Raw genomic sequence first — 22,572 nt, forward strand, 5'->3', positions numbered from 1 at the left:
CCTGCGCGCTTGCGCGCCCCCCAGGGCGGCACTGGCGGACCGGCAAAGCCGGATCCGCTATGTCCTGGGTCGGGGGGAGGGGTTATCCGTTGGGAGGCACGTTGCCGGAGAGACGGAAATATAGCGCGAAGCGGCGGACCCTGTCCGCGCTGTGCTCTGGGCGGCGCGGGATTGAGCGTGAACCGTTCTACCGGCCGCCCGCGATCTTGCGCAGCAGTTCGAACAGCAGAAGCTGCTCGCCGGCGGTCAGGACCGACAGGGCCTCGGCTTCCATGGTCAGGGATAGCGCATGGGCCTCGTCGGCCAGGCGGCGGCCTTCCTCGGTCAGTTCCACGTGCTGCTCGCGCCGGTCTTCGTTGCTGCGCACCCGGCGCAGGAGGCCGCGTTCCTGCAGCCGCGTCAGGATCACGACGAGGTTGGGCGCGGGCGTGTCCAGTGCCAGGCAGAGCTTCTTCTGGGTCACCCGCTGGTTGGTCGACAGCAGCGCCAGGATGGAGAATTCGACCGGACGCAGCTTCAGTCCGTTCATGTGGGCGGAAAATGCCTTGCGCAGCCTGGCATCGGCCAGCGAGGTCATGAATCCGAGCAGGTGGTCGAGCGCGCGGCGGTCCAGGCCGCCCTTGGCGGCCCGCGAAGTGCCGTCGCGAGGGTGCCGAGCGGCGCCGTCCCGCGGCAGCTCAGGCGCACTCATCGAGTTCGGGCAGCGCATGCCGCGCGCTCCGTATGCGGTGTTCGACATAGCCGATCCCGGGCAGTACCACGTCATAGAAGTAGCGGGCCGTCGCCGCTTTGGACCGCAAGGCCTCGCCGTCTTCACGCGCGAGCGCCAGCACCCGCAGCCACCACCGGGCCAGGCAGAGCAGGGCGGTTGCGTGCAGGAAATCGTCGGCCGCGCGGTACGGATAGCCGGGGTCGGCGGCGGCATCACGCAGGATGTCCGTCAGCAGCCGGCGCTGTCCCGCCACGGCGGCAAGCAGCGTGTCTGCCTGCGCCAGCCCGTCCCCGTCTTCCCGCGCCGCGGCTTCCAGGTCGTCGAGCAGGCGGCCGTAGGCCGCGCCGCCGTCGGCCACGACTTTGCGCACCAGCAGGTCCACGGCCTGGATTTCGTTCGTTCCTTCGTAGATCGGCGGGATACGGCTGTCGCGCAAGGCCTGGGCGGCACCCGTTTCTTCGATGTAACCATGCCCGCCGAAGACCTGGAGCGCGCGATCGGCCACCTCGAAGCCGGCGCGCGTGCCCCAGGCCTTGACCACGGGCGTCAGCAGCGCGAGCAGTTCGTGGGCGCGGCTGCGCTCGCCGTCTTCGGCCGAGTACTCGGACAGATCCAGCAGATGCGCCGTCCAATAGGCGAGCATGCGCAGGCCCTCGACCGTGCAGCGCTGGGCGGCCAGGCTGGCGTGCACCGCGGCGTGGCGGGCGATCGGGACCGGGCCTTCGGCGACTCCTGTGCCCGGCGCGGCGCGCCCCTGGCGGCGTTCGAGGGCATAGCGCAGCGCGTGCTTGTAGGCGGCTTCACCGTGCGCCACGCCTTGCAGGCCCACGCCCAGCCGTGCGGCATTCATCATCACGAACATGGCGGCGAGCCCCTTGCACGGTTCGCCGAGCAGCCACGCGCGCGCGCCCTCGAAGCGCATCGAGCAGGTCGCGCTGCCCCGTATGCCGAGCTTGCTCTCGATGCCGTCGCAGAAGACGGCGTTGCGTTCCCCGGTATCGGGCAGGATCTTGGGCACGAGGAAGAGCGACAGGCCGCGGGCGCCGCCGGGCCCGCCGGGGTGTCGTGCGAGCACGAGGTGAACGATGTTGTCGGTCAGGTCGTGTTCGCCGCCCGAGATGAAGATCTTGCTGCCGTCGATGGCGTACTCGTCGCCGCGCTGGACGGCGCGCGTGCGGATGTTCCCCAGGTCGGAGCCGGCCTGGGGTTCCGTCAGGCACATGGTGCACAGCCATTCGCCGCTGACGAGGCGGGGCAGGTAGAGGGCCTTGAGGGCGTCGCTGCCGTGGGCCAGCACGCAGGCGTAGGCGCCGTGCAGGATGCCCGGATACATGGTCCAGGCGTGATTGGCGGAGGCCAGCATCTCCTGAACCGCGGCGTCGAGCGCGTGCGGCAGCCCCTGGCCGCCCCATTCGGGGTCGCACGCCATGGATGGCCAGCCCGCCTCGACGTAGGCGCGGTAGGCCGCGGCGAAGCCGGCAGGCGTGGCGACCGAGCCGCCGGCATAGGTGCAGCCTTCCCGGTCGCCGGAGGCGTTGAGCGGCGCCAGCACTTCGGCGGCGAAACGCCCGGCTTCCTCGAGCACCTGGCGGGCGGTCTGGACGTCGTGCTCGCAGAGGCTCGGCATGGCGGCCCAGGCGGCGGGCGCGCGCAACACCTGTTCGAGCACGAAGCGCATGTCGTCGAGCGGGGGATGGTAGCGGCGCATGGCGATTTTCCTCAGGCGGCCGCCGGGGCGGCGCCCAGGTAGCTGTCCACCACACGGCTGTCGCCCGCCAGATCGCGGGCCGGACCATGGAGCGAGATCTCGCCCATTTCCAGGACATAGCCATAGTCGGCCACCTCGAGCGCCGCTCGCGCGTTCTGCTCGACCAGCAGGATGGTGACGCCGGTGCTGCGCAGCCGTTCGATCACCTCGAACACTTCGGCGACGATGCGCGGCGCCAGGCCCAGGCTGGGTTCATCCAGCATCAGGAGAGCGGGGCGGCTCATCAGCGCGCGTCCCACCGCCAGCATCTGCCGCTCGCCGCCCGACAGGGTGCCGGCCAACTGGCGGCGGCGTTCGTGCAGGCGCCCGAACATGGCATAGATCTCGTCCAGCGTTCGCATGCATTCGCGGTTGCGCAGCCGCACCTGGCGGAAGGCGCCAAGCACGAGGTTGTCCTCCACCGTCATGCTGGAGAACAGCTCGCGTTTCTCCGGCACCAGGGACATGCCCAGCATGGCGCGATCCTCCAGGCGCATGTGGGAGATGTCCCGGCCGTCGTAGCGAATGGCGCCTCGCCCGGCGACGGCGCCGATCAAGGTGTTGAGCAAGGTCGACTTGCCCGCGCCGTTCGGGCCGATCACGGTGACCACCGAGCCGCGCGCGGCGCGCAGGTCGATGCCGCGCAGGACTTCGGCCCTGCCGTAGCCCGCGTGCAGGCCCGAGACGTCCAGCAATGCCTGGTTCATGCGTCGCTCCATCAATGTTCGGTGCCGAGGTAGGCGGCGCGCACCGCGGGGCTGGCGCGCACTTCGGCAGGCGTGCCTTCCATCAGGCGGGTGCCGAATTCCATCACCACGATGCGGTCGGCCACGCTCATCATCAGGTCCATGTCGTGCTCGACCAGCAGGATGCCCATGCCTTCGTCGCGCAGCTGGCGCAACACCTTGGCCAAGGCCTGCTTCTCGAAGTGACGCAATCCGGCCGCGGGTTCGTCCAGCAGCAGCACGGCCGGATCGCTGCACAGAGCGCGGGCGATTTCCATCAGGCGCTGCAGCCCCATCGCGAGATTGCCCGCGGGCTCGTGAAGGTGTTCGCCCAGGCCCACGCGCATGAGCTGAGCCTCGGCTTCCTTGAGCAGGCTGCGTTCCTGGGCGCGATCCAGCCGCAGCATGGAGCGCAGCGCTCCGGCGCCCCCGCGCAGGTGCGCGCCCAGGGCCACGTTCTCGAGCACGCTCATGTCGGGAATCATCTTCACGTGCTGAAAGGTGCGTGCCAGGCCGCGGCTGGCAATGACGCGCGAGGGCAGGCCGTCCACGCGCTGGCCGTGCAAGCGGATCTCGCCCGCGGTGAGCGCGAGCACGCCGCTGAGCAGGTGGAAAGTGGTGGACTTGCCCGCGCCGTTGGGGCCGATCAGCCCGACGATGTCGCCCGCCCGGACCGCCAGGTCGACGTCGTTGACGGCGACCAGTCCGCCGAACTGGCGGCGCAGGCCCGTCCCTTCGAGCACGACCGCGCCGCGTCGGGGCTTGGGCCGCACCGGCAGGGGCGCGGCCTCGGCCCAGTCGCGCTTGCGGCGCGGGCGCGGGACCAGGCCGTCGAGGAATGACCAGATGCCTTGCCGCGCGTACTTCAGGACCAGGACCAGGATGATCCCGAAGGCGATGACCTCGAAGCTGCCGGTGCGCCCGAGCAGCGCCGGGATCCATACCTGCAACTGGTCTTCGATCAGCTTGACCGCCGCCGCGCCGGTGAGCGCGCCCCAGACCGAGCCCATGCCGCCCAGTACCGCCATGAACAGGTACTGGATGCCCATGTTCAGGCCGAAAGGCGAGGGATTTACGCTGCGCTGGAAGTGTGCGTACAGCCAGCCCGAGACCGCGGCGAACAGCGCCGCGAGCACGAAGACGCCGATCTTGTAGCGCAGGGTATGGACGCCCATGGCTTCGGCCATCACGCTGCCTTCGCGCAGCGCCCGGATGGCGCGCCCCGTGCGGGAGTCCAGCAGCCAGAGCGCGGCCAGCGTGGCGGCGAGCGCGAAGGCCCAGATGAGGTAGAACTGCGATCGCCCGGTATCGAATACCAGGGCGCCTATCGAGACGGGCGGAACGCCCATCAGGCCGTCGTACTTGCCGAGGAACTCGATGCTGCTCATGATGTAGAACAGCGCAAGCCCCCAGGCGATGGTGGCCACGGGCAGGTAGTGGCCGGACATGCGCAGCGTGAGCGGACCGATCAGCAGCGCCGCGCACGCGCTCACCGCCAGGCCCGCCAGCAATCCCAGCCATGGCGACAGGCCGTAGGTGGCGGTGAGCACCCCCGTGGCGTAGGCGCCTAGCCCCACGAACGCGGCCTGCCCGAACGAGGTCAGGCCGGCCATGCCGGTCAGCAGCACGACGCCCACCACGACGATGGCGTACAGGCCGATGTAGTTGAGCTGGGTGATCCAGAACTCGGGGACCGGCAGCAGCGGCAGCGCCACGAGGGCGGCGACGAACAGCGCGAAGATCGCCGTGCGCGCCATGGAAGCGCCGGGCCGGCGCGCCGATTGCGCCGGCAGGGCGCGCAGCGTATCGGAGGTGGGCTTCATGCTAGTGTTCCTCGTGATGGGGCGTGTAGAGCGAGCGCCAGAGCAGCACAGGCAGGATCAGCGTGAACACGATGGCCTCCTTGAGCGAACTGGCCCAGAACGAGCCGAAGGACTCGGCCACGCCCAGCAGCAGCGCACCCACGGCGGTGGCCGGATAGCTGGCGAGCCCGCCGCCCACGGCGGCGATGAAGCCCTTCAGGCCGATCAGGAATCCGGAATCGTAGAAAACCGTCGTGGTCGAGCCGATCAGCAAGCCGGACAGCGCCCCGATAAAGGCCGCCATGGCGAAGGCCAGCTTGCCGGCGGAGTCGGCCGAGATCGCCAGCAGGCGCGCGCCGAGCCGGTTCACGGCGGTGGCGCGCAAGGCCTTGCCATACAGCGTGCGGCCGAAGAACAGGCGCAGCATCACCATCAGCAGGATGAAGACGACGAAGATGCCGATGACCTGCCCCGAGAGATTGAGCGGCCCCAGCGCGTAGCGTGCGTCGACGAAGGGCGGGTTGCGGAAGCCCTCGGCGCCGAAGAAGAACAGCGCCAGCCCGAGCAGTACGAAATGCACGCCGACGGACACGATGAGCAGCACCAGCACGCTGGCTTCGGCGATGGATTGGTAGACCAGCCGATAGGTCAACGGCCCGAGCGGCGTAATGATGAGCAGCGTCAGCAGCCCCTGGGCCAGGATGGGCAGGCCGCGCGGCGCCGCCCAAATGGCCAGGGCCGCGATCAGGATCGGCACGGCGAGCTGGCTCGCGGCCAGGCGGCAGATGGCCGCCGCGCGTCCTGCTGCGCGCGGGGCGCGCAGCAGGGCGTACAGGTCGAGCAGGAAGGCTGCCGCCGCGGCGACGAGCAGCAGCCATACCGTGCCGGGCACCTGGCCGGTCTGGAACAGGGCCAGGGTGAGCGCACCGAATGCGACGAACTCGCCCTGTGGGATGAACAGGATGCGCGTAACGGTGAAAATCAGGACAGTGGCGATGCCCAAGAGCGCGTAGATCGCGCCGTTGGTCAGGCCGTCCAGCGTCAAGACGCCGGCTATCGTCAAGTCCATGGTGAGGCTCTTGGTCGAGGGTGGTGAGAGGCCGGCGCCCGCACGCCGGCCGCCGTGGGCTTATTGCTCGACCTTCCAGTCGCCGTTGACGACCTTCATGATCAAGCCGGTCTCCTTGGTGAAACCCCAGTGGTCCTGCGGCGTGTAGTTGATGATGCCTTGCGAGACCGGCGTCACGCCGCCGCTCTCGAGGGCTTCCTTGAGCGCGGCGCGGAACTCCGGCGTGCCGGGCTTGGCCTTTTTCAGCGCGGCGGGAACCGCCTTCTCGAGCAGGATGGCGGCATCGTACATGTGGGCCGCGAACTGGTTGCGGGATCCCGCGCCGTGGATCTTCTCGTAGCGGGCGATGTAGTCCACGCCGAACTTCTTCGAGGGATGCGCATCGGGCAACTGGTCGGCAACGGTGGCCGGCCCCGACACCACGTAGGCGCCTTCGACGTCCTTGCCGCCCACCCGCATGAGGTCGCGCGAAGCGGCCGAATGGGTCTGGTAGATCTTGCCGCGATAGCCGCGATCGACCACCGCCTTGTGCGGCATCGCGGCGCCGCTGCCGGAGGCGGCGATCAGAATGGCGTCGGGATTGGCCGAGGTCAGCTTGAGCGCCTGCGCGGTCACGCTGGTGTCGGTGCGGGCGAAGCGCTCCGCGCCGATGACGCTGATGCCCGCCGCCTTGGCTTCCTTGGTGAAGTCGTTCAGCCAGCTCTCGCCATAGGTATCGGAATAGCCCAGGAAGCCCACGGTCTTCACGCCCAGCTTCTTCATGTGCGCGACGATGGGAATGGCCATCACGGCGTTGGATTGCGCCAGCCGGAACGACCATTCGTCCTTGCCCGGGGCGGTGACGATGGGCGAGGCCGCCAGCTGCACCGTCTTGGCCTGGGCCGCGACGTCGGACATGGCCAGGGCGACCGGCGTGGCGGCGGAGCCTACGATCAGGTCGACCTTGTCTTCCGAGACGAAGCGGCGCGCGTTCTTGACGCCGATCGTGGGGTCGGAGGCATCGTCCAGGACGATGACGCGCAAGGGCTCGCCGGCGATGGACTTGGGCCAGAGCGCCAGGCCGTTGTTGCAGGGAATGCCCAGGCCGGACGCAGGGCCGGTCAGCGGCAGGCTGACGCCGATGGTGATCTCGGCTTGCGCGGCTGGCTGGAACAGCAGCGCGACGATGGCGGGAACGAGCAGTTTCCGAAAGTTCATGGTGTCTCCTCAGAGGGCTTCCAGGTGGCGGGGGCGCGTCTTGGCACGCCTTTGCGCCGGTTCGACTACGGGTGCTTCAACTGCATAGCGCGCGGATGTCCTCGGGCACGGGAATGGCGTGGATCCGGCCATCTGTGCCTCGCTCGACGAACGCGCGTGTTTCGGTGCCTTCGCACAGCAGGCGCTCGCCCAGCATGACGCGGTGGCTGTGGACGAAGACCTTGTTGCGCCAGCTTTCGATGCGGGTATGCACGTCGATGGTGTCGCCATAGGTGGCCGGCGACGAAAAGCGCGTCTGGATCTCCAGTACGGGCGTGCCGACGATGCCGCGCGTGCGCTCCAGTTCGCGCCAGGGCGGCAGGCCGCAGGTGCGGAAGAAGTGCAGCGACGAGGCGTCCATCCAGCGCAGGAAGTTCGGAAAGAACACGATGCCGGCAGGATCGCAGTCGCCGAACTGCACTGTGACGGTATAGCGCGTGGAGCGGCTCATGGCGGTCAGCGGGGAGGCATGCGCAGCGCGCCGTCCAGGCGAATGACTTCGCCGTTCAGGTAGGCGTTCTCGACGATGTGCGCCACCAGCGCGGCGAACTCGGGTGGCTGGCCCAGTCGCTTCGGGTACGGGACGGAAGCGCCCAGGCTGGCCTGGATGTCGGCGGGCAGCTCGTGCAGCAGCGGCGTATGGAAGAGGCCGGGGGCGATGGCCATGACGCGCACGCCGAACTGCGCGAGGTCGCGCGCCGCCGGCAGTGTCAGCGAAGCGATGCCGCCCTTGGAGGCCGCGTAGGCGGTCTGGCCCATCTGGCCGTCGTAGGCGGCGATGGACGTGGTGTTGACCACCACGCCGCGTTCGCCGTCCTCGAGGGCGTCCAGCGCGGTCATGTCGGCCGCCGCCAGGCGCAGGACGTTGAAGGTGCCCACCAGGTTGATCTGCACGATGCGGCTGAAGTCTTCCAGCGGCATCGGCCCTTGCTTGCCCACCACGCGATGGGCGCCGCCGACGCCGGCGCAATTCACGAGTATCCGGGCCGGTCCGTGCTGCCGGCGGGCCTGTGCCAGTGCCTGTTGCACGCTCGAGGCGTCGGTCACGTCGCACGACAGCGCGAGGCCGCCGATTTCGGCGGCGATGGCCTGGGCCTGCGCGGCGTTGCGGTCGAGCACGGCCACCTTGGCGCCGCGCTGCGCCAGCAGGCGCGCGCTCTGCGCGCCCAGCCCGGACGCGCCTCCGGTCACCAATGCGGCTTGGCCTTCGATCTTCATGGCTGGCTCCTCGTGGACGGGCGGGCGAGAATGACGCGCGGGTCGGTGCCGGCATACATGAGATCGACCAGGTCGGCGCGGTGCCTGAGCACGTTGCGCTGGTTGATGGATCCCTTGTCGGTGGCCTCTCCGAGGTCGATGGAGGGCGGCGTCTCGAGCACCAGGGCGCGCGCCACCCGCGTGGCGCTGCCGGTGCCCGAGGCCCAGAGGCGGTCGACCAGCTCCTGGAACATCTCCCGCACCGCAGGCGCGGCCAGCACCCGCGCCGCGGGCGCGTCGGGGCCGGCGCCGGCAAGCTGGCGGCAGTCGGCCAGGCGCGGGAAGATCAGGATGCCGATGTCGTTGCGGTTGAGGCCGGCGATGACCACGTCCTGCACGTAGGGTTCGCCGGCGGCGATGATGCGCGCCCGCAGCGGCCCGGTGGAGACGAAGGTGCCGGTGGAAAGCTTGAAGTCCTCGGAGATGCGCCCGTCGAAGGCCAGGCCGAGCTCCAGGCGCTCGGGGTCGATGGGGCGCGCCGCGTCGCCGGAGCGGAAGTAGCCTTCTTCGTCGAAGGATTCGGCGGTCTGTTCGGGCGCGCGCCAGTATCCCGGCGTTACCGTGGGACCGCGATAACGCACTTCGAGCTTGCCCTGCACCGGCACGAGCTTGACCTCGAGCCCCGGGGCGGGAAGCCCGATGACGCCGGAGTACACCAGGTCGGAATTGGCGCAGAGCGCGAAGGGCGAGGTCTCGGTCATGCCCAGGCCCGTCAGCATGCGGATGCGTTCTCCGCAGAGCCGCTGGGCCGCGAGGTCCAGCCGTTCCCATACCTGGGGCGACAGTCCCGCGCCGGAGAAGAAGAAGGCCTTGACCCGCGCCAGGAAGGTCCGGCCGAGCGTCTCGTCGCGCTCGATGGCGGAGACGATTTCCTCGAAGCCCTTGGGCACGTTGAAATAGATGGTGGGCGATATCTCGCGCAGGTTGCGCAGCGTCTCGGCCATGCCCTGGGGCGTGGGCTTGCCCTCGTCGATGTAGAGCGTGCCGCCGTTGTAGAGCGCGATGCCGATGTTGTGGTTGCCGCCGAACGTATGGTTCCAGGGCAGCCAGTCCACCAGCACCGGCGGCTCTTCGGCCAGGAAGCGCAGGCACTGCACCAGCATCTGCTGGTTGGCGCACAGCATGCGCTGCGTATTGATGACGGCCTTGGGCAGCTGGGTCGAGCCCGAGGTGAACAGGAACTTGACGATGGTGTCGGGCGTCACCCGCGCATGGGCGGCGTCGACCTCGGCGGTGGCGGGCGTGGCGAGCAGGTCGGCGAAGCGCGTCACGCGGCGTCCGGGGATCTCGCCGTGCACCGCGACGACGTCGACGTCGGCCGGCACCTTGGCCTGGATCGCGCGGGCATAGGCCTGGGCGTCGGAGACGAAGACCAGGCCGGGCGTCAGCACCTTGAGCGTGTGCTCGAGCTTGGCGAAGTCCTGCGACACCAGCGAATAGGCGGCCGATATGGGGGCATAGGGAACGCCGGCCAGCATGGCGCCCAGCGCCGTCAGCAGGTGTTCCAGGTCGTTGTCGGACAGCACCACGATCGGCCGCTCCGGCGACAGTTCCCGGTCGATCAGGGCCTGGGCGATGGCGCGCGCCTTCTGCAAGGCCTCGCCGTAGCGCAGCTCGACCCACTCGCCGCCGCGGTTCCGCTTGGCGGCGAAGATGCGGTCCGGATACATGGCGGCCCAGTGCAGCAGGCAGTCCGTCAGGCGCTGCGGATAATGCCGCAGCGGTTCCGTTGAGCACAGGTGCAGCGTGCCGTCGGCCCGCTTCTCGATATGGGCGGCGAGCGAGCCGCCGCGCGAGGCCTGGCGGTAGGGAATGTGCGAGGTCGTCATGGCTTGCCCACCTTGCCGGCGCGCCCCTGCAGGAATGCTTCCAGCCGAGCCTTGGCGTCGATGTCGCCTTGCGCGATGGCGGCCATGAGCGACTCGGTGAACAGGCCGTCGCTTTGCGACTGGTCGGCGATGCGGGGCAGGGCTTGCACGACCGCGTAGTTGCTCAGCGGCGCGTTGGCCGCGATGCGCGCGGCCAGCTCCTCGGCCTTGGCCAGTCCGGAACCGTCGGCAACCAGGTATTGCGAAAGGCCGGTCGCCAGGCCTTCCTGAGCATCGTAAACCCGGCCGGTGAGCATCATGTCCGCCATGCGGGCCACGCCGATCAGGCGCGAAATGCGCGCCGAGCCGCCTCCACCCACGAACAGGCCGCGCTGGCCTTCGGGCAGGCCGTAGAAGGCGTTCTGTTCGGCGATGCGGATGTGGCAGGCGCTGGCCAGTTCCAGTCCGCCGCCGATGACCGCGCCATGCAGCACGGCCACCACGGGCACCTTGCCGAACTGGATGTGTTCGAACGCCGCGTGCCAGCCCCGCGAGTGGACGATCCCCTCGGCCACGCTGCGCTGGCGCAGCTCGGACAGGTCCAGGCCGGCGCAGAAGTGCTCGCCTTCGCCCGTGAGGATGACCACGCGGACGTGTTCGGGAAGACTGATGAAAGCGGTGTGCAACTGGGCGATCAGTTCGTCGTTCAGCGCATTGCGTTTGCCTGGACGGGCGAGCGCGATGCGTGCGATCGGCCCGCTGGTATCGACGGACAACAAGCTGTCTTCTCCACATGAGCTTGCCGGCCGAAGCCTGCAAGGTGTTTCTCGGTATTAGTTATTAGTATGAACTAATTTTTTGTGGAGAGAGCTGGGGGTTACCCTAGGGATGGTGGCGGATACGAAGAAGCCGCGCCAGGAACAGAGCACGGCTTCAGGTGACGAAATGATTAAGGAAAATAAACGTCGCGCGAGGCGGGAAGGGCGTGGCGGAATCGCGCGGGCCCGGGTCTTCAGCGCGTGCCGGCTTGCGGCGGCTGCGCCAGCACGGCGCCTTCCGGCAGGGGCCGGACTACCTGTTCGTAGACCGAGAGCCATCCACGCACCCGGCCCGGCGCGGGAGGCGCGAAGGCCTCGCGGCGCCGGACCAGTTCGTCTTCAGCCACCAGGAGGTCCACCGTTCGCGCATCGATGTCGATGACAATGGGGTCGCCGTCGCGCACCAGGGCCAGCGGCCCGCCGGCCGCGGCCTCCGGCGAGATCTCTCCCACCACCAGGCCCTTGTTCACCAGGCCGGAGAGCTGGCCGTCCGTCACCACGGCCACGTGCTCGCCCAGGCCGGCGCCGTCGAGCACGAACACGAAGCGCGACGCCATCCCCATGCCTGGTCCGCCGCGCACGCCGAGGCCACGCAGAACGACCACCGTGCCGCGTTCGATCTCGCCCCGCTGCAGCGCCGCGATGGCGTCTTCCTGGGACTCGAACGTGCGGGCAGGGCCTCTGAACCGCATGGCCTTGCCGGTGGCCAGGCCGAGCTTGACGATGCCTCCCTCGGGGGCGAGCGAACCGCGCAGGATGACGATGGACGGACGCGAGGAGAGCGGCTGGTCGGCCGGACGCAGGATGGCTTCGTCGCGTACCTCGGCCGCGTCCACCGCCGCGCCCAGCGTGTCCCCCGAGACGGTCAGCGCCTGCGGATGGTAGCGGCCGGCGAGGCGCTTGAACACCGCCAGCGTGCCGCCGGCGCGCTCCAGGTCTTCGATGGTGTGGTCGCCGTTGGGGCGTATGGCGGCGATCAGGGGCGTGGAATCGGCCAGCCGCTCGAACAGTCCGTAGACGTCGACGTCGGTCTGCGCTTCCCGGGCGATGGCCTGCAGGTGCTTGATGGTGTTGATGGAACCGCCCAGCGCGAGGACCAGGCGCGCGGCGTTGGCGAAGGCTTCGGGCGTGAGGATGTCGCGCGGCTTGAGGTCCTGCCAGACCATTTCCACGATGCGGGCGCCGGCGCGCGCCACCGTGCCCATCATTTTCGCGCTGTTGGCCGCGACCGGCGCGCTGCCGGGCAGGGCCATGCCCAAGGCCTCGCACACCATGTGCATGGAGTTGGCGGTGCCTATGCCCGCACAGACCCCCGGGCCGCGGACGGCCTCTTCGCTCATGGCCATGAGTTCCCGGGGCTCCATCCGGCCGGCCGCGACGTGGCCCGCCGCCAGGAACACCTCCTCGATGTCGACGTGCTGCTGCTTGTAGTGGCCGCTGCGCTGGTAGCCGCACACCACGACCAGCGACGGTATGTTGAGCCGGCCGGCCGCCATCAACTGGCCCGGCGTGGTCTTGTCGCACGAGGCGAGACACACCATGCCGTCGAGCAGCGCGCCTTCCACCGCGACTTCGATGTCGTTGGCGATGAGGTCCCGGCTGGGAAGTATGTAGCCGCCGCGCGCGCCGGCGCTGGTGATGAAATCGCTCGGCGCGGCGGTGCGGACCTCGAACGGCAGCCCGCCGGCTGCCCGGATCGCCTGCTTGAGCTCGGCCGCCACGCCGTCGAGGTGGCTGAAGCAGCTCGACAGTTCGGACGAGGTATTGACGACGGCGATCTTGGGTTTCTCCATGTCTTCGTCGGACAGCCCGAGGGCGCGCCATTGCGCCCGCCTGACCGCCCAGCGCGAGGTGCCTTTTTCGAAATTGCTGCGCAGCGGACGGCGCGGCGCGGCGCCTGTGGCGGACGAGGACATAGGGTCTCCTTGGATTTTGAAATGTTATTTCAATTTATCATTCGCGAGAAGCAAGGGTCAATGTGAAGCGAGTGGGAAGAAAAATTTTGAAACTGCATTCCAAAAAATATTGACATCGAAATGAGCGTGATCGAGAATCTGCCGCCTATGCGTTCCCGGATTCCATTCGAAGACGGCCCCGATGCCGGAACAGGAGACAACATGAGCGTGAACCCGCAGGACCCGGCGCCAGGCCGCACATCGTCCATTCGCCGGCAATTGCTGCGGGGCCTGGCGGCGGGCGCGTCGATGGGCGTGCTGCCGCGCATGGCTACCGCCGCCGAGGGCTTTCCCAGCCGGCCCATCACCGTCATCGTTCCGGCCAGTCCGGGCGGCCTCCTGGACGTCTACCAGCGCTTCGTCGACAAGCTGGCGGCGCCGTTCCTGAACGGCCAGCCCATCATCATCGAGAACCGCCCCGGCGCCAACCTGCTGCTGGGTGCCGACGCGATGGCCCGCATCGACCGCGGCGACGGCTATACGCTCACGCAGGCGCTGCAGATACAGGTCCGCATGCCGCATCTGCAGAAGGTGCGCTATGACCCGATGCGGGACCTCACCTGGATCATCTGCATGGTGACGAGCCCGTTCGGCATCGCGGTGCGCGCCGATTCGCCGCTGCGCAGCTTCGACGACCTCATCGCGGCGGCGCGCGCCAGGCCCGGCGAAATCAGCTACGGCACAGTGGGCTTCGCCAACGGCGGCCATCTGCTGATGGAAGAGGTGGCGCGCCTGAAGGGCGTGAAATTCAATGTCATTCCCATGAAGGGCAGCGCCGACGTCATTCAGGCCGCCATCGGCGGGCACGTGGACGCCATGTCCGATTCGGCTAGCTGGGCGCCCCAGGTGCAGGCCGGGAAGATGCGGCTGCTGGTCACGTTCGGCGAGTCGCGCCTGGAGAAATTCCCCGACGTGCCCACGGCCCGCGAGCTCGGCGTGCCCATCGTCTATACCTCGCCCATCGGCATGGCCGGTCCCAAGAACATGGATCCGGCCGTGGTGCGGGTCCTGCACGATGCCTACCGGCGCGCCATCGAGCAGCCCGCCCACAGGGAAATCCTGGACAAGTTCGACCTCATCCCCGCCTACCGCGATACCGCCGCCTTTACCGAGGAAATGCGCGCTTCGTTCGAGCGCGAGAAGGCAATGGTCGCGCGCCTGGGCCTGAAGAATTGAAGACCGTTTGCAGCAGCAAGGAGAACCCGCATGGCCAATGAAGTACGAACCGTCCGACGAACCGAACCCCGCCCATGGCGCGTCGATGCAGACTTGTGCGTGGTCGGCGCCGGCATATCGGGCGTGTCGGCTGCGCTCGAGGCGGCGGCGCTGGGCCGCAAGGTCGTGCTGGTGGACAGCCTGCCCATGCTCGGCGGCCAGGCCGTGGGTTCGATCATCGGCACCTTCTGCGGCCTGTTTTCGAACGGCCCCAATCGCATCCAGCTCACGCATGGCATCGCCGACGGCATACTCAAGGACCTTGGCGATGCCGGCGCGCTGCACCATAACGTCGGCCCGCTCACCACGGTGGTGTACTACGACGAGGTCGCGCTCGGGCGCTGGATAGAGCAGAAGATCCGCGAGGCCGGCATCACGGTGGTGCTGGGCGCGGTGCTGCGGGAGGCGCGGCGGGAAGGGCGCAGGCTGGAGCGCCTGGAGCTGGCCACGCGCTATGGCGACGTGCACGTGGAGGCTCGCGGGTACGTGGACGCCAGCGGGGACGCGGCGCTTACCTGGCTGGCCGGACTGGACTGCCGGCAACCGGACGAACCCATTTTCGGCACCCAGATGTTCGTGCTGGAGAACCTCGACGAGGCCCACCTGCCCACGCGCGACGCCTTCACCCTCCGCATCAAGGAAAAGGCCGCGCAGTACGGCATCTCGCGGGACGACGGGCTGTTCTTCCGCTTCCCGGGGCGCGGCACCGCGGCCATGAACATGACCCACATGGAGACGCCGCTCGACCCCTTGGCCGCGTCGGCCACGGCCTTGGCCGGCCGCGAACAGGTCGACCGGGTCATGGAATTCCTGCGCGCGGAGTATCCCGAGGCGTTCGGCGCCGCGCGCATCCGCGCCTATGCCTTGCCGGGGATCCGGCAGACGCGGTGGATCGTCGGGCGGCACCAGCTGACCACGGCGGAAGTGCGGGCGGGAACGCGTTTTCCGGATGCGGTGGCGCGTACCTCGTGGCCGGTGGAGCTGCACGACCAACCCGAGGGCTACGTCTGGGAACCGTTCGGAGAGGACCACGTGCACACGGTGCCGCTGCGCAGCCTGATTCCCAGCGGCAGCGACAACATCGTGGCCGCCGGGCGCTGCATCGACGCCGATGCCGCCGCGCTCTCGAGCGTGCGCGTCATGGGCCCGTGCATCGCTATGGGGGCGGCGGCCGCGCATGCGCTCGACCTGACCCTGGGCTCGGCGGTGCAGGACGTGGACGTCTCGGCCCTGCACGAGCGCATCCGGGCCAATGTCTGAACGAGAAGGGGAGCGCGGCGCTTCCCGGCAATCACTCAACCTGGAGACACCATGAAAACGCTATTCGCCTCGCTGCTGTGCGCGGCATCGCTGGCGGCCGGCGGTACGGCCGCGGCGGCCGGCGGCCCGGCCTTTCCCACCCGTCCCGTCACGCTGATCGTTCCGAATGCGCCGGGGGGCGCGATCGACATCCTCAGCCGCCTGTTGTCCGAGCGCCTGCAGAAGACCTGGGGCCAGCCGGTGGTGGTCATGTACAAGCCGGGCGCCAACACCGTGATCGGCACGGACCACGTCGCCAAGTCGGCGCCCGACGGCTATACGCTGGGCATCGTCGTGACCTCGCACGTGATCAACCCGACGCTGCGGCGGAACATGCCTTTCGACACCGTCAAGGATCTGGCGGGCGTCTCGATGCTGGTCACGTCGCAGATCGTCATTACCGCCACGCCCTCGTTCCCCGCCAATGACCTGGCCGGGGTGATCGCGATGGCGAAGAAGGAGCCGGGCAAGCTGAGCTATGCGTCGCCAGGCAGCGGCAGCTCCATGCACCTGACGGGAGAGCTGCTCAAGAACATGACCGGCATCGACATGCTGCACATCCCGTACAAGGGCAGCGGCCCGGCGTATACCGAGGTGATGGCCGGGCGCGTTCCGCTGCTGATCGATCCGTTGTTCTCGTCCATGCCCCACATCAAGTCGGGCAAGCTCAAGCCCATCGCCGTGACCGGCAAGACGCGCGATCCCAGCGCGCCGGACGTCCCGACGGTGGCCGAGACCATTTCCGGCTTCAACGTGCAGAGCATGTTCGGGCTGGTCGCGCCCGCAGGCACGCCGCGCGAGGTGATCGGCAAGATCAGCGCCGACGTGGGAACAATACTGCGCAGCGCCGATTTCAAGGCGCGCCTGGCCGAGGTCGGGCTGACGCCGGCGCCGAGCTCGCCCGAAGAGTTCGATGCCTACGTCAAGGCCGAGATCGCCAAATGGGCGCCGGTCGTCAAGGCCTCGGGCGCCACCGCAGATTGACCGGGCCGATGGAAACCGTCGTGCTTCTCTATAAAATGGGCCGTCATTTTCCCGGGGCGGCGTGTCGTTTCGCGCCGCCCCGCCATTTGCCGTACCCGGAGCCCCGCCATGCCACGAAGCGCCACCCGAGCCTCATCCGCGAAGAACAAGCGCGGTTCCCCAGCGGTCGAGCCGAGCGGCACCGTGTCCGCGCTGGAGCGCGGCATTGCGGTGTTGCGCTGCTTTCGCGAGGACGTCCGGGTCTTGAGCAATGCCGAGCTGGCGTCGATGACCGGAATACCCAAGCCCACCGTGACGCGGCTGGCCACGACGCTGGTTTCCCTGGGCCTGATGAAGCAGGAGCCCGAGACCGAGCGCTTCTCGCTGGCGGCCGGCGTGGTCTCGCTGGCCCAGGCCTTCCTGGGCGGCGTCGATACCCGTTCCATCGCGCGGCCGCACATGCTCGCGCTGGCCAACGACACCGAGGGTTCGGTGTACCTGGCCATCCGCGACCACCTGCACATCGTGCTGATCGAGACGGCCTCGCCGCAATCGGCGCTGTTGCTTGCCCGATTGCGCGTGGGCTCGCGCTTTTCGGTGGCCAGCTCGGCCCTGGGCCGGGCCTACCTGAGCGCGATGACCGATCAGTACGAGAAAGACCGCCTGCTGCAAAGCGTGCGCCAGGACTGCGGCGAAGCGGAATGGACGCGGCTGGAAAAGGGCCTGGAGCGCTCGCAGCGCGATGCCCGCACGCACGGCTATTGCCTGTCGTTGGGAGAGTTCCATCGGGACATCAATTCGGTCGCCGTGCCGCTCATCGTCCCGGGCGGCGAGATCATGGCGCTCAATTGCGGCGGCCCGGCCTTTTCGTTTACCGAGAAGCGTCTGCGCAACGAGGTCGCGCCGCGCCTGATCGCCACGGCGCAGGCCATTGCCCGCGATACCGGGGGCAGGGTGCCGCTGCCGGACAAGCTGCTCAAGGTCTCCTGAGCCGCTGCCCGTCGCCGGCGCGCGGTCGGCGGCCGCTCCGGGATGCCGACTGCCATGGAGGATGTGCGCAATGAAACTGAGCGACCATGAAAAAGCCATGCTCGACGGCGAACATGGCGCGGCCAAGCAGAAGGCCATGGACCTGCTGGTCCGATACGGCAATGCGCTCGGCGCCGAACGGCTGGTCGAGACCCGCAACGTGGCCGGCACCATCGGCGCGACCACCCCGTTCATGCGCAGGTTCGCCGACGAGAAGGGCGGGCTGGACGCCGTGTTTTCCGAGTTCAACCTCGATAGCGCCGAGGTCGTCCCGATTCCGCCGGTCGAGGTCTACAGCAGCCACCTGCAGCAGGGCATCGATCCCGAACATGCCGTCCAGCAGGGCGTAGGCGAAGAGGTGGTGCGCATTTTCCGCAAGGGCGACGCCTACAGCGCCGGCCTGGGCGTGCAATTGCTGAACACCTGCACGCCGTACCAGGTCGGCAACCTGCCGGCGCGCGGCGAGCACTGCGCCTGGATGGAGTCGTCCGCGGTCATCTACATCAACGCGGTGGTGGGCGCGCGCTCGAACGCCGAGGGACGCGAGAGCACGGGGGCCGCCATGCTCACGGGCCGGATTCCCTATTGGGGCTACCACATCGAGTCCGAGCGGCGCGGCACGCATCTGGTGGAACTGGACATGCCGGTCGAATCCATGTCCGACTGGGGCATGCTGGGTTACTACGTGGGGGACATGGTGCAGGACAAGGTTCCCGTCATCGTGGGGCCCGGCCTTGCGCCCAGCACGCTCAAGCTCAAGCACTTCGGCGCCGCGGCGGCCTCCTCCGGCGGTGTCGAGATGTACCACATTCCCGGATTCACCCCGGAGGCGCCCACGATCGAGGCCGCGTTCGGCGGCAACCGTCCGCGGGAGGTATTCCGCTTCGGGAAGAAAGAGCGGCAGGCCGTCTACGAGAACCTCAATGCCACGGCCCGCGACACCGATGTCGATTTCGTCATGCTGGGCTGCCCGCACTACAGCATCGAGCAGATCTGGGAAGTGTGCCGCCTGCTGCAAGGCAAGCGAGTCCATGGGAACACGCAGCTCTGGATCTTCACGCCCCGGGCCACCAAGCAGATCGCCGACCAGAACGGCTACACCAAGATCATCGAGGACGCGGGCGGATTCCTCATGTCGGACACCTGTTCGGCGCTGGGGCGCGTCATTCCCAAGGGCACCAAGGTGGCGGCGGTGGATTCGGCCAAGCAGGTCCACTACCTGCCGGCCATCATGGGCATACAGGCCTGGTTCGGCAGTACCGCCGATTGCGTGGAAGCCGCGGTAACCGGCCGCTGGAAAGGAGGTTTACGATGAACGCCGGCAACAGCCCCGCCACCGCTCCCGGTACGGCAGTCCATCCGGACGAGGGCGGCATCATCGTGCTCCGGGGGCGCGGCATCGTGGGCGGGCGGGCGGAAGGCGAAGCCCTGGTGACGCGCGACCGCATCTCGGGATGGGGTGGCATCGACCCGCGCACCGGGACCATCATCGAGACCCGCCACGAGCTGCGCGGCGTGAGTTTTGCCGGCAAGGTGCTGGTCTTCCCCGGAGCCAAGGGGTCCTCGGGATGGTCCGGCCAGTTCCACATCGCCCGCATAGCGGGGGCCGCGCCCGCGGCCATGCTGTTCAACGAGATGACGACGAAGATCGCGTTGGGTGCGGTCGTCACGCATGCGCCATCGGTCACCGACTTCGACGTCGATCCCCTGTCGGCGATCGAGACCGGGGATTGGGTGAGGGTGGATGGCGACCTGGGGCGGGTCGAAGTGGTCAAGCGGAAAAAGACTTGATCGGCAGGGGCCAGCGCCTCGGTCGCCGCGCCGGCGCGGCGACTGTTGCCCCCATGCCTACGGCCGCGCGCGGCCCTAGGCATTTCCATGGACGAGCACGATAATTGGGCTGCCGCCCGGTAGCCGCCGCCGGCAAGCGCAGTAATCAAGAAAAACCGGGCGCATCCGGTGCGCCGGGCCGCCCACCCACGGTTCGGAGTTCGCGATGAAGAAAACCCTCGCAGTGTCCTTGACCGCCATGTTCCTGGCATGCACCGGCCCCGCGCTGGCTGCGGAAAATTCCCAGCAGAGCAAGATGACTGTCTGCAACAAGGAGGCGGGCGACAGGAAAGGGGACGAGCGCAAGGCGTTCATGAAATCCTGCCTGTCGGCCAAGAAGATGACACAGCAGGAAAAAATGACGGCCTGCAACAAGGAGGCCGGCGCGAAGAAGGGCGACGACCGGAAGGCGTTCATGAAGTCTTGTTTGAGCAGTTGAGGGAGCCCACCCCCTTGCGGCCTTCGGCCGCTCCCCCTCAAGGGGGCGGCGCTGGCGGACCGGCAAAGCCGAATCCGCGGCGCCCTGGATCTAGTACCGCTTTCTCCAATTGCCACACCGTTGCTACCGCTGGCAGCCAGCGAAGCACAGGTGCCTCAATCCAAGACGGCGGTCCTAGATCCAGGATGCGGTGGATCCGGCTCCGCCGGTCCACCCGCATCGCCCCCTTGAGGGGGCGCCCGAAGGGCGTAGGGGGTGGGCCTTCCTTCCGGTCCACCCGCATCGCCCACCGGGGGGCGCGCGTCAGCGCGTAGGGGGGGGCATCGTCTGCAGGCTGTATTCCAGGGTGGCCATGCTGGCGGGCATGTCGACCTTCGCGCCGAGGTCGCGCATGGTGGAGCCCAGCGCGTGCAGGGTGCGGAACAGGTTGTGGGCGCGGCACTGTTCGCCCATCTGGCCGATGCGCACGATGGGCAGGCCGAAGGAGCCGGAGATCTCGACCCGGTAGCGGTTGGAGATGTGGGCGCAGATCTCGGTGTTGGACAAGCCGTCGGGCACGGTGATGCCGACGACCGAGTTCAGGCGCGAGGCGGGGGGCGCGAACAGGCTCAGGCCCATGGCCTCGATACCGTTCTGCAGGGCGAAGGACGAGCGCGAATGGCGGGCGAAGCGCACCGGCAGGGTTTCGGCGCAGACCAGGCGCAGCGCCTCGTGCAGCGCCAGCACGCCGGATACCGGGGCGGTGTAGTGATACGAGCCCTTGTGCCAAAAATTCTCGGCCAGCTTGGCATCCAGCACCCAGTGAGTATTGGGCGTCTTGCGCTGGTTGATGCGTTCCCAGGCCGCGTCGGAGAAGGCGATCAGCGAGACGCCGGGAATGGACGACAGGCCCTTCTGACCGCCGGTGATGACGGCATCGATCTGCCAGTCGTCCATCTGCAGCGGCATGGTGCTGAGGGTGCACACGGCGTCGACCACGACCAGGCAGCCATGTTTCTTCGCCGCCTTGGCGATGGCGGGCAATTCGCGGTTGAACACGGTGTTGGACGTCTCGCCCTGGACGATGGTCAGCACGTCGGGACGATGGCGCTCGATCTCGCGTTCGACGTCCTCGGCCGAGGCGGCCTGGTTGCCTTCCACCTCGAAGCTGACGACGTCGGCGCCCAGCCGGCGGCTCATCTCGGCCATGCGGGCGCTGAAAAAGCCGTTGACCACGCACAATACCTTGCTCGAAGGCGAAATCAGGTTGCAGATCGCCATTTCCATCGCGGCCGAGCCGGGGCCAGCCACGCCGAGCACCCATTCCGACCGGGTCTGGAACACGTAGCCGGCCATCTGCTTGACCTGGGCGATGATGGTGGACATGGTCGCGCCAAGGTGGTTGATCACCACCGAATTGGCATGGGCCACCACGTCGGGGATGGGAACCGGGCCGGCGCCCATCATCAGCAGCGGGTCGTCGGGGAGGATGTCGCTCAGCAGGCGCACGCGCGGCGGCTGCGAGAAGACAAGCGAGGAGTGGTCGGTCGAGGAAGCGGGGTCAGCGGTTTCTTCGGCGGCGCGAAGCGGACGGGTCGGCATGTTGGTTGACGGCGAGAAATGGAGGCCCGGGCCGAACAGCCGTGTTTCCCGTGGGGAGGGGCGCGGCGGGACGGCGGAGCGGGATCCACGGCCTCCTGCTGGCAGGCGCCGTGGTGTCGAGGAGTTCGACAGGATCGATTATAGAACCGCGCGGCCCAGTGCCTCGCCCATGCGTACGCCGCTGAGCGGCCCAAGCGCCTCGGACCAGGCCAGGCGGCCGGGGGCGAGCAGCAGGACGACGGTCGAGCCCAGCTTGAAACGGCCCATTTCGGCGCCTTTTTCGAGGCGCACGGCGCCTTCCTCGTAGCGCGTCGTCACGATGCGCGAGCCGTGCGGGGCCACCTGGCCGGCCCAGACGGTCTCCATGGCGCCCACGATCATCGCGCCCACCAGCACGACCGCCATCGGTCCGTGTTCGGTGTCGAACAGGCAGGCCAGGCGTTCGTTGCGGGCGAACAGGCGCGGCACCGAACGGGCCGTGAGCGGGTTGACCGAAAACAGGCGCCCGGGCACGTAGACGGTCTCGCGCAGCGTGCCCGCCACCGGCATGTGCACGCGGTGGTAGTCGCGCGGCGAGAGGTAGATGGTCGCAAACGCGCCATCCAGGAAGGGCTGGGCGCGCAGATCGTCGCCGCCCAGGAGCTCGGCAGCGCTGAAGTCGTGGCCCTTGGCCTGGAAAATGCGGCCCTCGCGAATGGCGCCCAGCTGGCTGATCGCGCCGTCGGCTGGGCACAGGATCGCGCCTGGCGAGGCATCCAGAGGCCGTGCCCCGGGTTTGAGCGCACGGGTGAAGAACGCGTTGAAATGCTCGTAGGCAGTCGGGTCGGGCTCGAGCGCTTCGCTCATGTCGACGCCGTACTGGCGGATGAAGCGGGCGATGGCGCGGTTCTTCAACGGGGCGGTCCGGCATTGCGCCAGGCGCCCGAACGCGCTGGAAATGAGCGCCTGGGGCGCGAGGTACTGGCTATAAATGAAAAGCTGGTCTTTGATCGACATGTCGGGGCCTCGCTCCGGCGAGGCGCGGGTTCTTGGTTGCGTCTGGATATTACAGGCAGCGGGGACGACGGAGAAACGCCGGCAGCCCGGT

The 22,572-nt window shown here is 68.4% G+C and carries 20 protein-coding genes; 7 read left to right on the forward strand and 13 right to left on the reverse strand.

The window, feature by feature from the left end:
* Nucleotides 1–187: 187 nt before the first annotated feature.
* From CDO44_RS10225 to CDO44_RS10275, 11 genes are all read right to left on the reverse strand, one after another.
* Nucleotides 188–691 (reverse strand): MarR family winged helix-turn-helix transcriptional regulator, encoded by a 504-nt coding sequence (locus CDO44_RS10225; protein ID WP_158213252.1) that lies wholly within the window; start codon nucleotides 689–691, stop codon nucleotides 188–190.
* The gene (locus CDO44_RS10230) at nucleotides 678–2,420 is read right to left on the reverse strand and encodes an acyl-CoA dehydrogenase (protein ID WP_087780139.1); all 1,743 of its coding nucleotides are present in this window, start codon (nucleotides 2,418–2,420) and stop codon (nucleotides 678–680) included. Before CDO44_RS10230 ends, CDO44_RS10225 begins: the two co-directional genes overlap by 14 nt.
* 11 nt (nucleotides 2,421–2,431) lie before the next feature.
* Nucleotides 2,432–3,166 carry an ABC transporter ATP-binding protein gene (locus CDO44_RS10235; RefSeq protein ID WP_087780140.1) on the reverse strand — a complete coding sequence of 245 codons (735 nt, stop codon included), beginning with the start codon at nucleotides 3,164–3,166 and terminating at the stop codon, nucleotides 2,432–2,434.
* Nucleotides 3,167–3,177: 11 nt separating this feature from the next.
* Nucleotides 3,178–4,941 (reverse strand): ATP-binding cassette domain-containing protein, encoded by a 1,764-nt coding sequence (locus CDO44_RS10240; RefSeq protein ID WP_087780268.1) that lies wholly within the window; start codon nucleotides 4,939–4,941, stop codon nucleotides 3,178–3,180.
* A 67-nt stretch (nucleotides 4,942–5,008) separates the two neighbouring features.
* Nucleotides 5,009–6,055, reverse strand: coding sequence for a branched-chain amino acid ABC transporter permease (locus CDO44_RS10245; RefSeq protein WP_087780141.1), 1,047 nt, complete (start codon nucleotides 6,053–6,055; stop codon nucleotides 5,009–5,011).
* A 60-nt stretch (nucleotides 6,056–6,115) separates the two neighbouring features.
* A complete protein-coding gene (locus CDO44_RS10250) occupies nucleotides 6,116–7,252 on the reverse strand; it encodes an ABC transporter substrate-binding protein (protein ID WP_087780142.1) in 1,137 nt (378 codons plus the stop codon).
* A gap of 76 nt (nucleotides 7,253–7,328) precedes the next feature.
* Nucleotides 7,329–7,742, reverse strand: a complete 414-nt coding sequence (locus tag CDO44_RS10255) for a thioesterase family protein (RefSeq protein ID WP_087780143.1) — start codon at nucleotides 7,740–7,742, stop codon at nucleotides 7,329–7,331.
* 5 nt (nucleotides 7,743–7,747) lie between these two features.
* Nucleotides 7,748–8,509, reverse strand: a complete 762-nt coding sequence (locus CDO44_RS10260) for an SDR family NAD(P)-dependent oxidoreductase (RefSeq protein WP_087780144.1) — start codon at nucleotides 8,507–8,509, stop codon at nucleotides 7,748–7,750.
* Complete coding sequence (locus CDO44_RS10265) at nucleotides 8,506–10,377, reverse strand: feruloyl-CoA synthase (protein ID WP_087780145.1); 1,872 nt, start codon at nucleotides 10,375–10,377, stop codon at nucleotides 8,506–8,508. The genes CDO44_RS10260 and CDO44_RS10265 overlap by 4 nt, the downstream gene beginning before the upstream one ends.
* Nucleotides 10,374–11,135 (reverse strand): crotonase/enoyl-CoA hydratase family protein, encoded by a 762-nt coding sequence (locus tag CDO44_RS10270; RefSeq protein WP_087780146.1) that lies wholly within the window; start codon nucleotides 11,133–11,135, stop codon nucleotides 10,374–10,376. Before CDO44_RS10270 ends, CDO44_RS10265 begins: the two co-directional genes overlap by 4 nt.
* Nucleotides 11,136–11,368: 233 nt before the next feature.
* Nucleotides 11,369–13,090 (reverse strand): dihydroxy-acid dehydratase, encoded by a 1,722-nt coding sequence (locus CDO44_RS10275; protein ID WP_087780147.1) that lies wholly within the window; start codon nucleotides 13,088–13,090, stop codon nucleotides 11,369–11,371.
* A 201-nt stretch (nucleotides 13,091–13,291) separates the two neighbouring features.
* Between CDO44_RS10275 and CDO44_RS10280 the strand changes: the two genes are divergently transcribed.
* The 7 genes from CDO44_RS10280 (at nucleotide 13,292) to CDO44_RS10310 (ending at nucleotide 19,904) form a co-directional block, all read left to right on the forward strand.
* Complete coding sequence (locus CDO44_RS10280) at nucleotides 13,292–14,305, forward strand: tripartite tricarboxylate transporter substrate binding protein (RefSeq protein WP_158213253.1); 1,014 nt, start codon at nucleotides 13,292–13,294, stop codon at nucleotides 14,303–14,305.
* A 30-nt stretch (nucleotides 14,306–14,335) separates the two neighbouring features.
* Complete coding sequence (locus tag CDO44_RS10285; protein WP_087780149.1) at nucleotides 14,336–15,604, forward strand: FAD-dependent oxidoreductase; 1,269 nt, start codon at nucleotides 14,336–14,338, stop codon at nucleotides 15,602–15,604.
* 51 nt (nucleotides 15,605–15,655) lie between these two features.
* Entirely contained in the window at nucleotides 15,656–16,627 is a 972-nt protein-coding gene (locus CDO44_RS10290) for a tripartite tricarboxylate transporter substrate binding protein (RefSeq protein WP_087780150.1), read from the forward strand.
* Between the two features lie 108 nt (nucleotides 16,628–16,735).
* Entirely contained in the window at nucleotides 16,736–17,596 is an 861-nt protein-coding gene (locus CDO44_RS10295) for an IclR family transcriptional regulator (protein ID WP_087780151.1), read from the forward strand.
* Between the two features lie 70 nt (nucleotides 17,597–17,666).
* Nucleotides 17,667–18,950, forward strand: coding sequence for an aconitase X catalytic domain-containing protein (locus CDO44_RS10300; protein WP_087780152.1), 1,284 nt, complete (start codon nucleotides 17,667–17,669; stop codon nucleotides 18,948–18,950).
* The gene (locus CDO44_RS10305) at nucleotides 18,947–19,426 is read left to right on the forward strand and encodes an aconitase X swivel domain-containing protein (RefSeq protein ID WP_087780153.1); all 480 of its coding nucleotides are present in this window, start codon (nucleotides 18,947–18,949) and stop codon (nucleotides 19,424–19,426) included. The genes CDO44_RS10300 and CDO44_RS10305 overlap by 4 nt, the downstream gene beginning before the upstream one ends.
* 205 nt (nucleotides 19,427–19,631) lie before the next feature.
* Nucleotides 19,632–19,904: a PsiF family protein gene (locus CDO44_RS10310; protein ID WP_087780154.1), complete on the forward strand. Its 273-nt coding sequence runs from the start codon at nucleotides 19,632–19,634 to the stop codon at nucleotides 19,902–19,904.
* A 303-nt stretch (nucleotides 19,905–20,207) separates the two neighbouring features.
* Here CDO44_RS10310 and CDO44_RS10315 read toward each other — a convergent pair whose 3' ends face one another.
* Entirely contained in the window at nucleotides 20,208–21,350 is a 1,143-nt protein-coding gene (locus tag CDO44_RS10315) for an alanine--glyoxylate aminotransferase family protein (protein WP_233146132.1), read from the reverse strand.
* Between the two features lie 273 nt (nucleotides 21,351–21,623).
* Nucleotides 21,624–22,481: an archaetidylserine decarboxylase gene (asd, locus tag CDO44_RS10320; RefSeq protein ID WP_087780156.1), complete on the reverse strand. Its 858-nt coding sequence runs from the start codon at nucleotides 22,479–22,481 to the stop codon at nucleotides 21,624–21,626.
* Nucleotides 22,482–22,572: the final 91 nt, after the last annotated feature.

Source organism: Pigmentiphaga sp. NML080357 (assembly GCF_002188465.1).
Taxonomy (GTDB): domain Bacteria; phylum Pseudomonadota; class Gammaproteobacteria; order Burkholderiales; family Burkholderiaceae_B; genus Pigmentiphaga.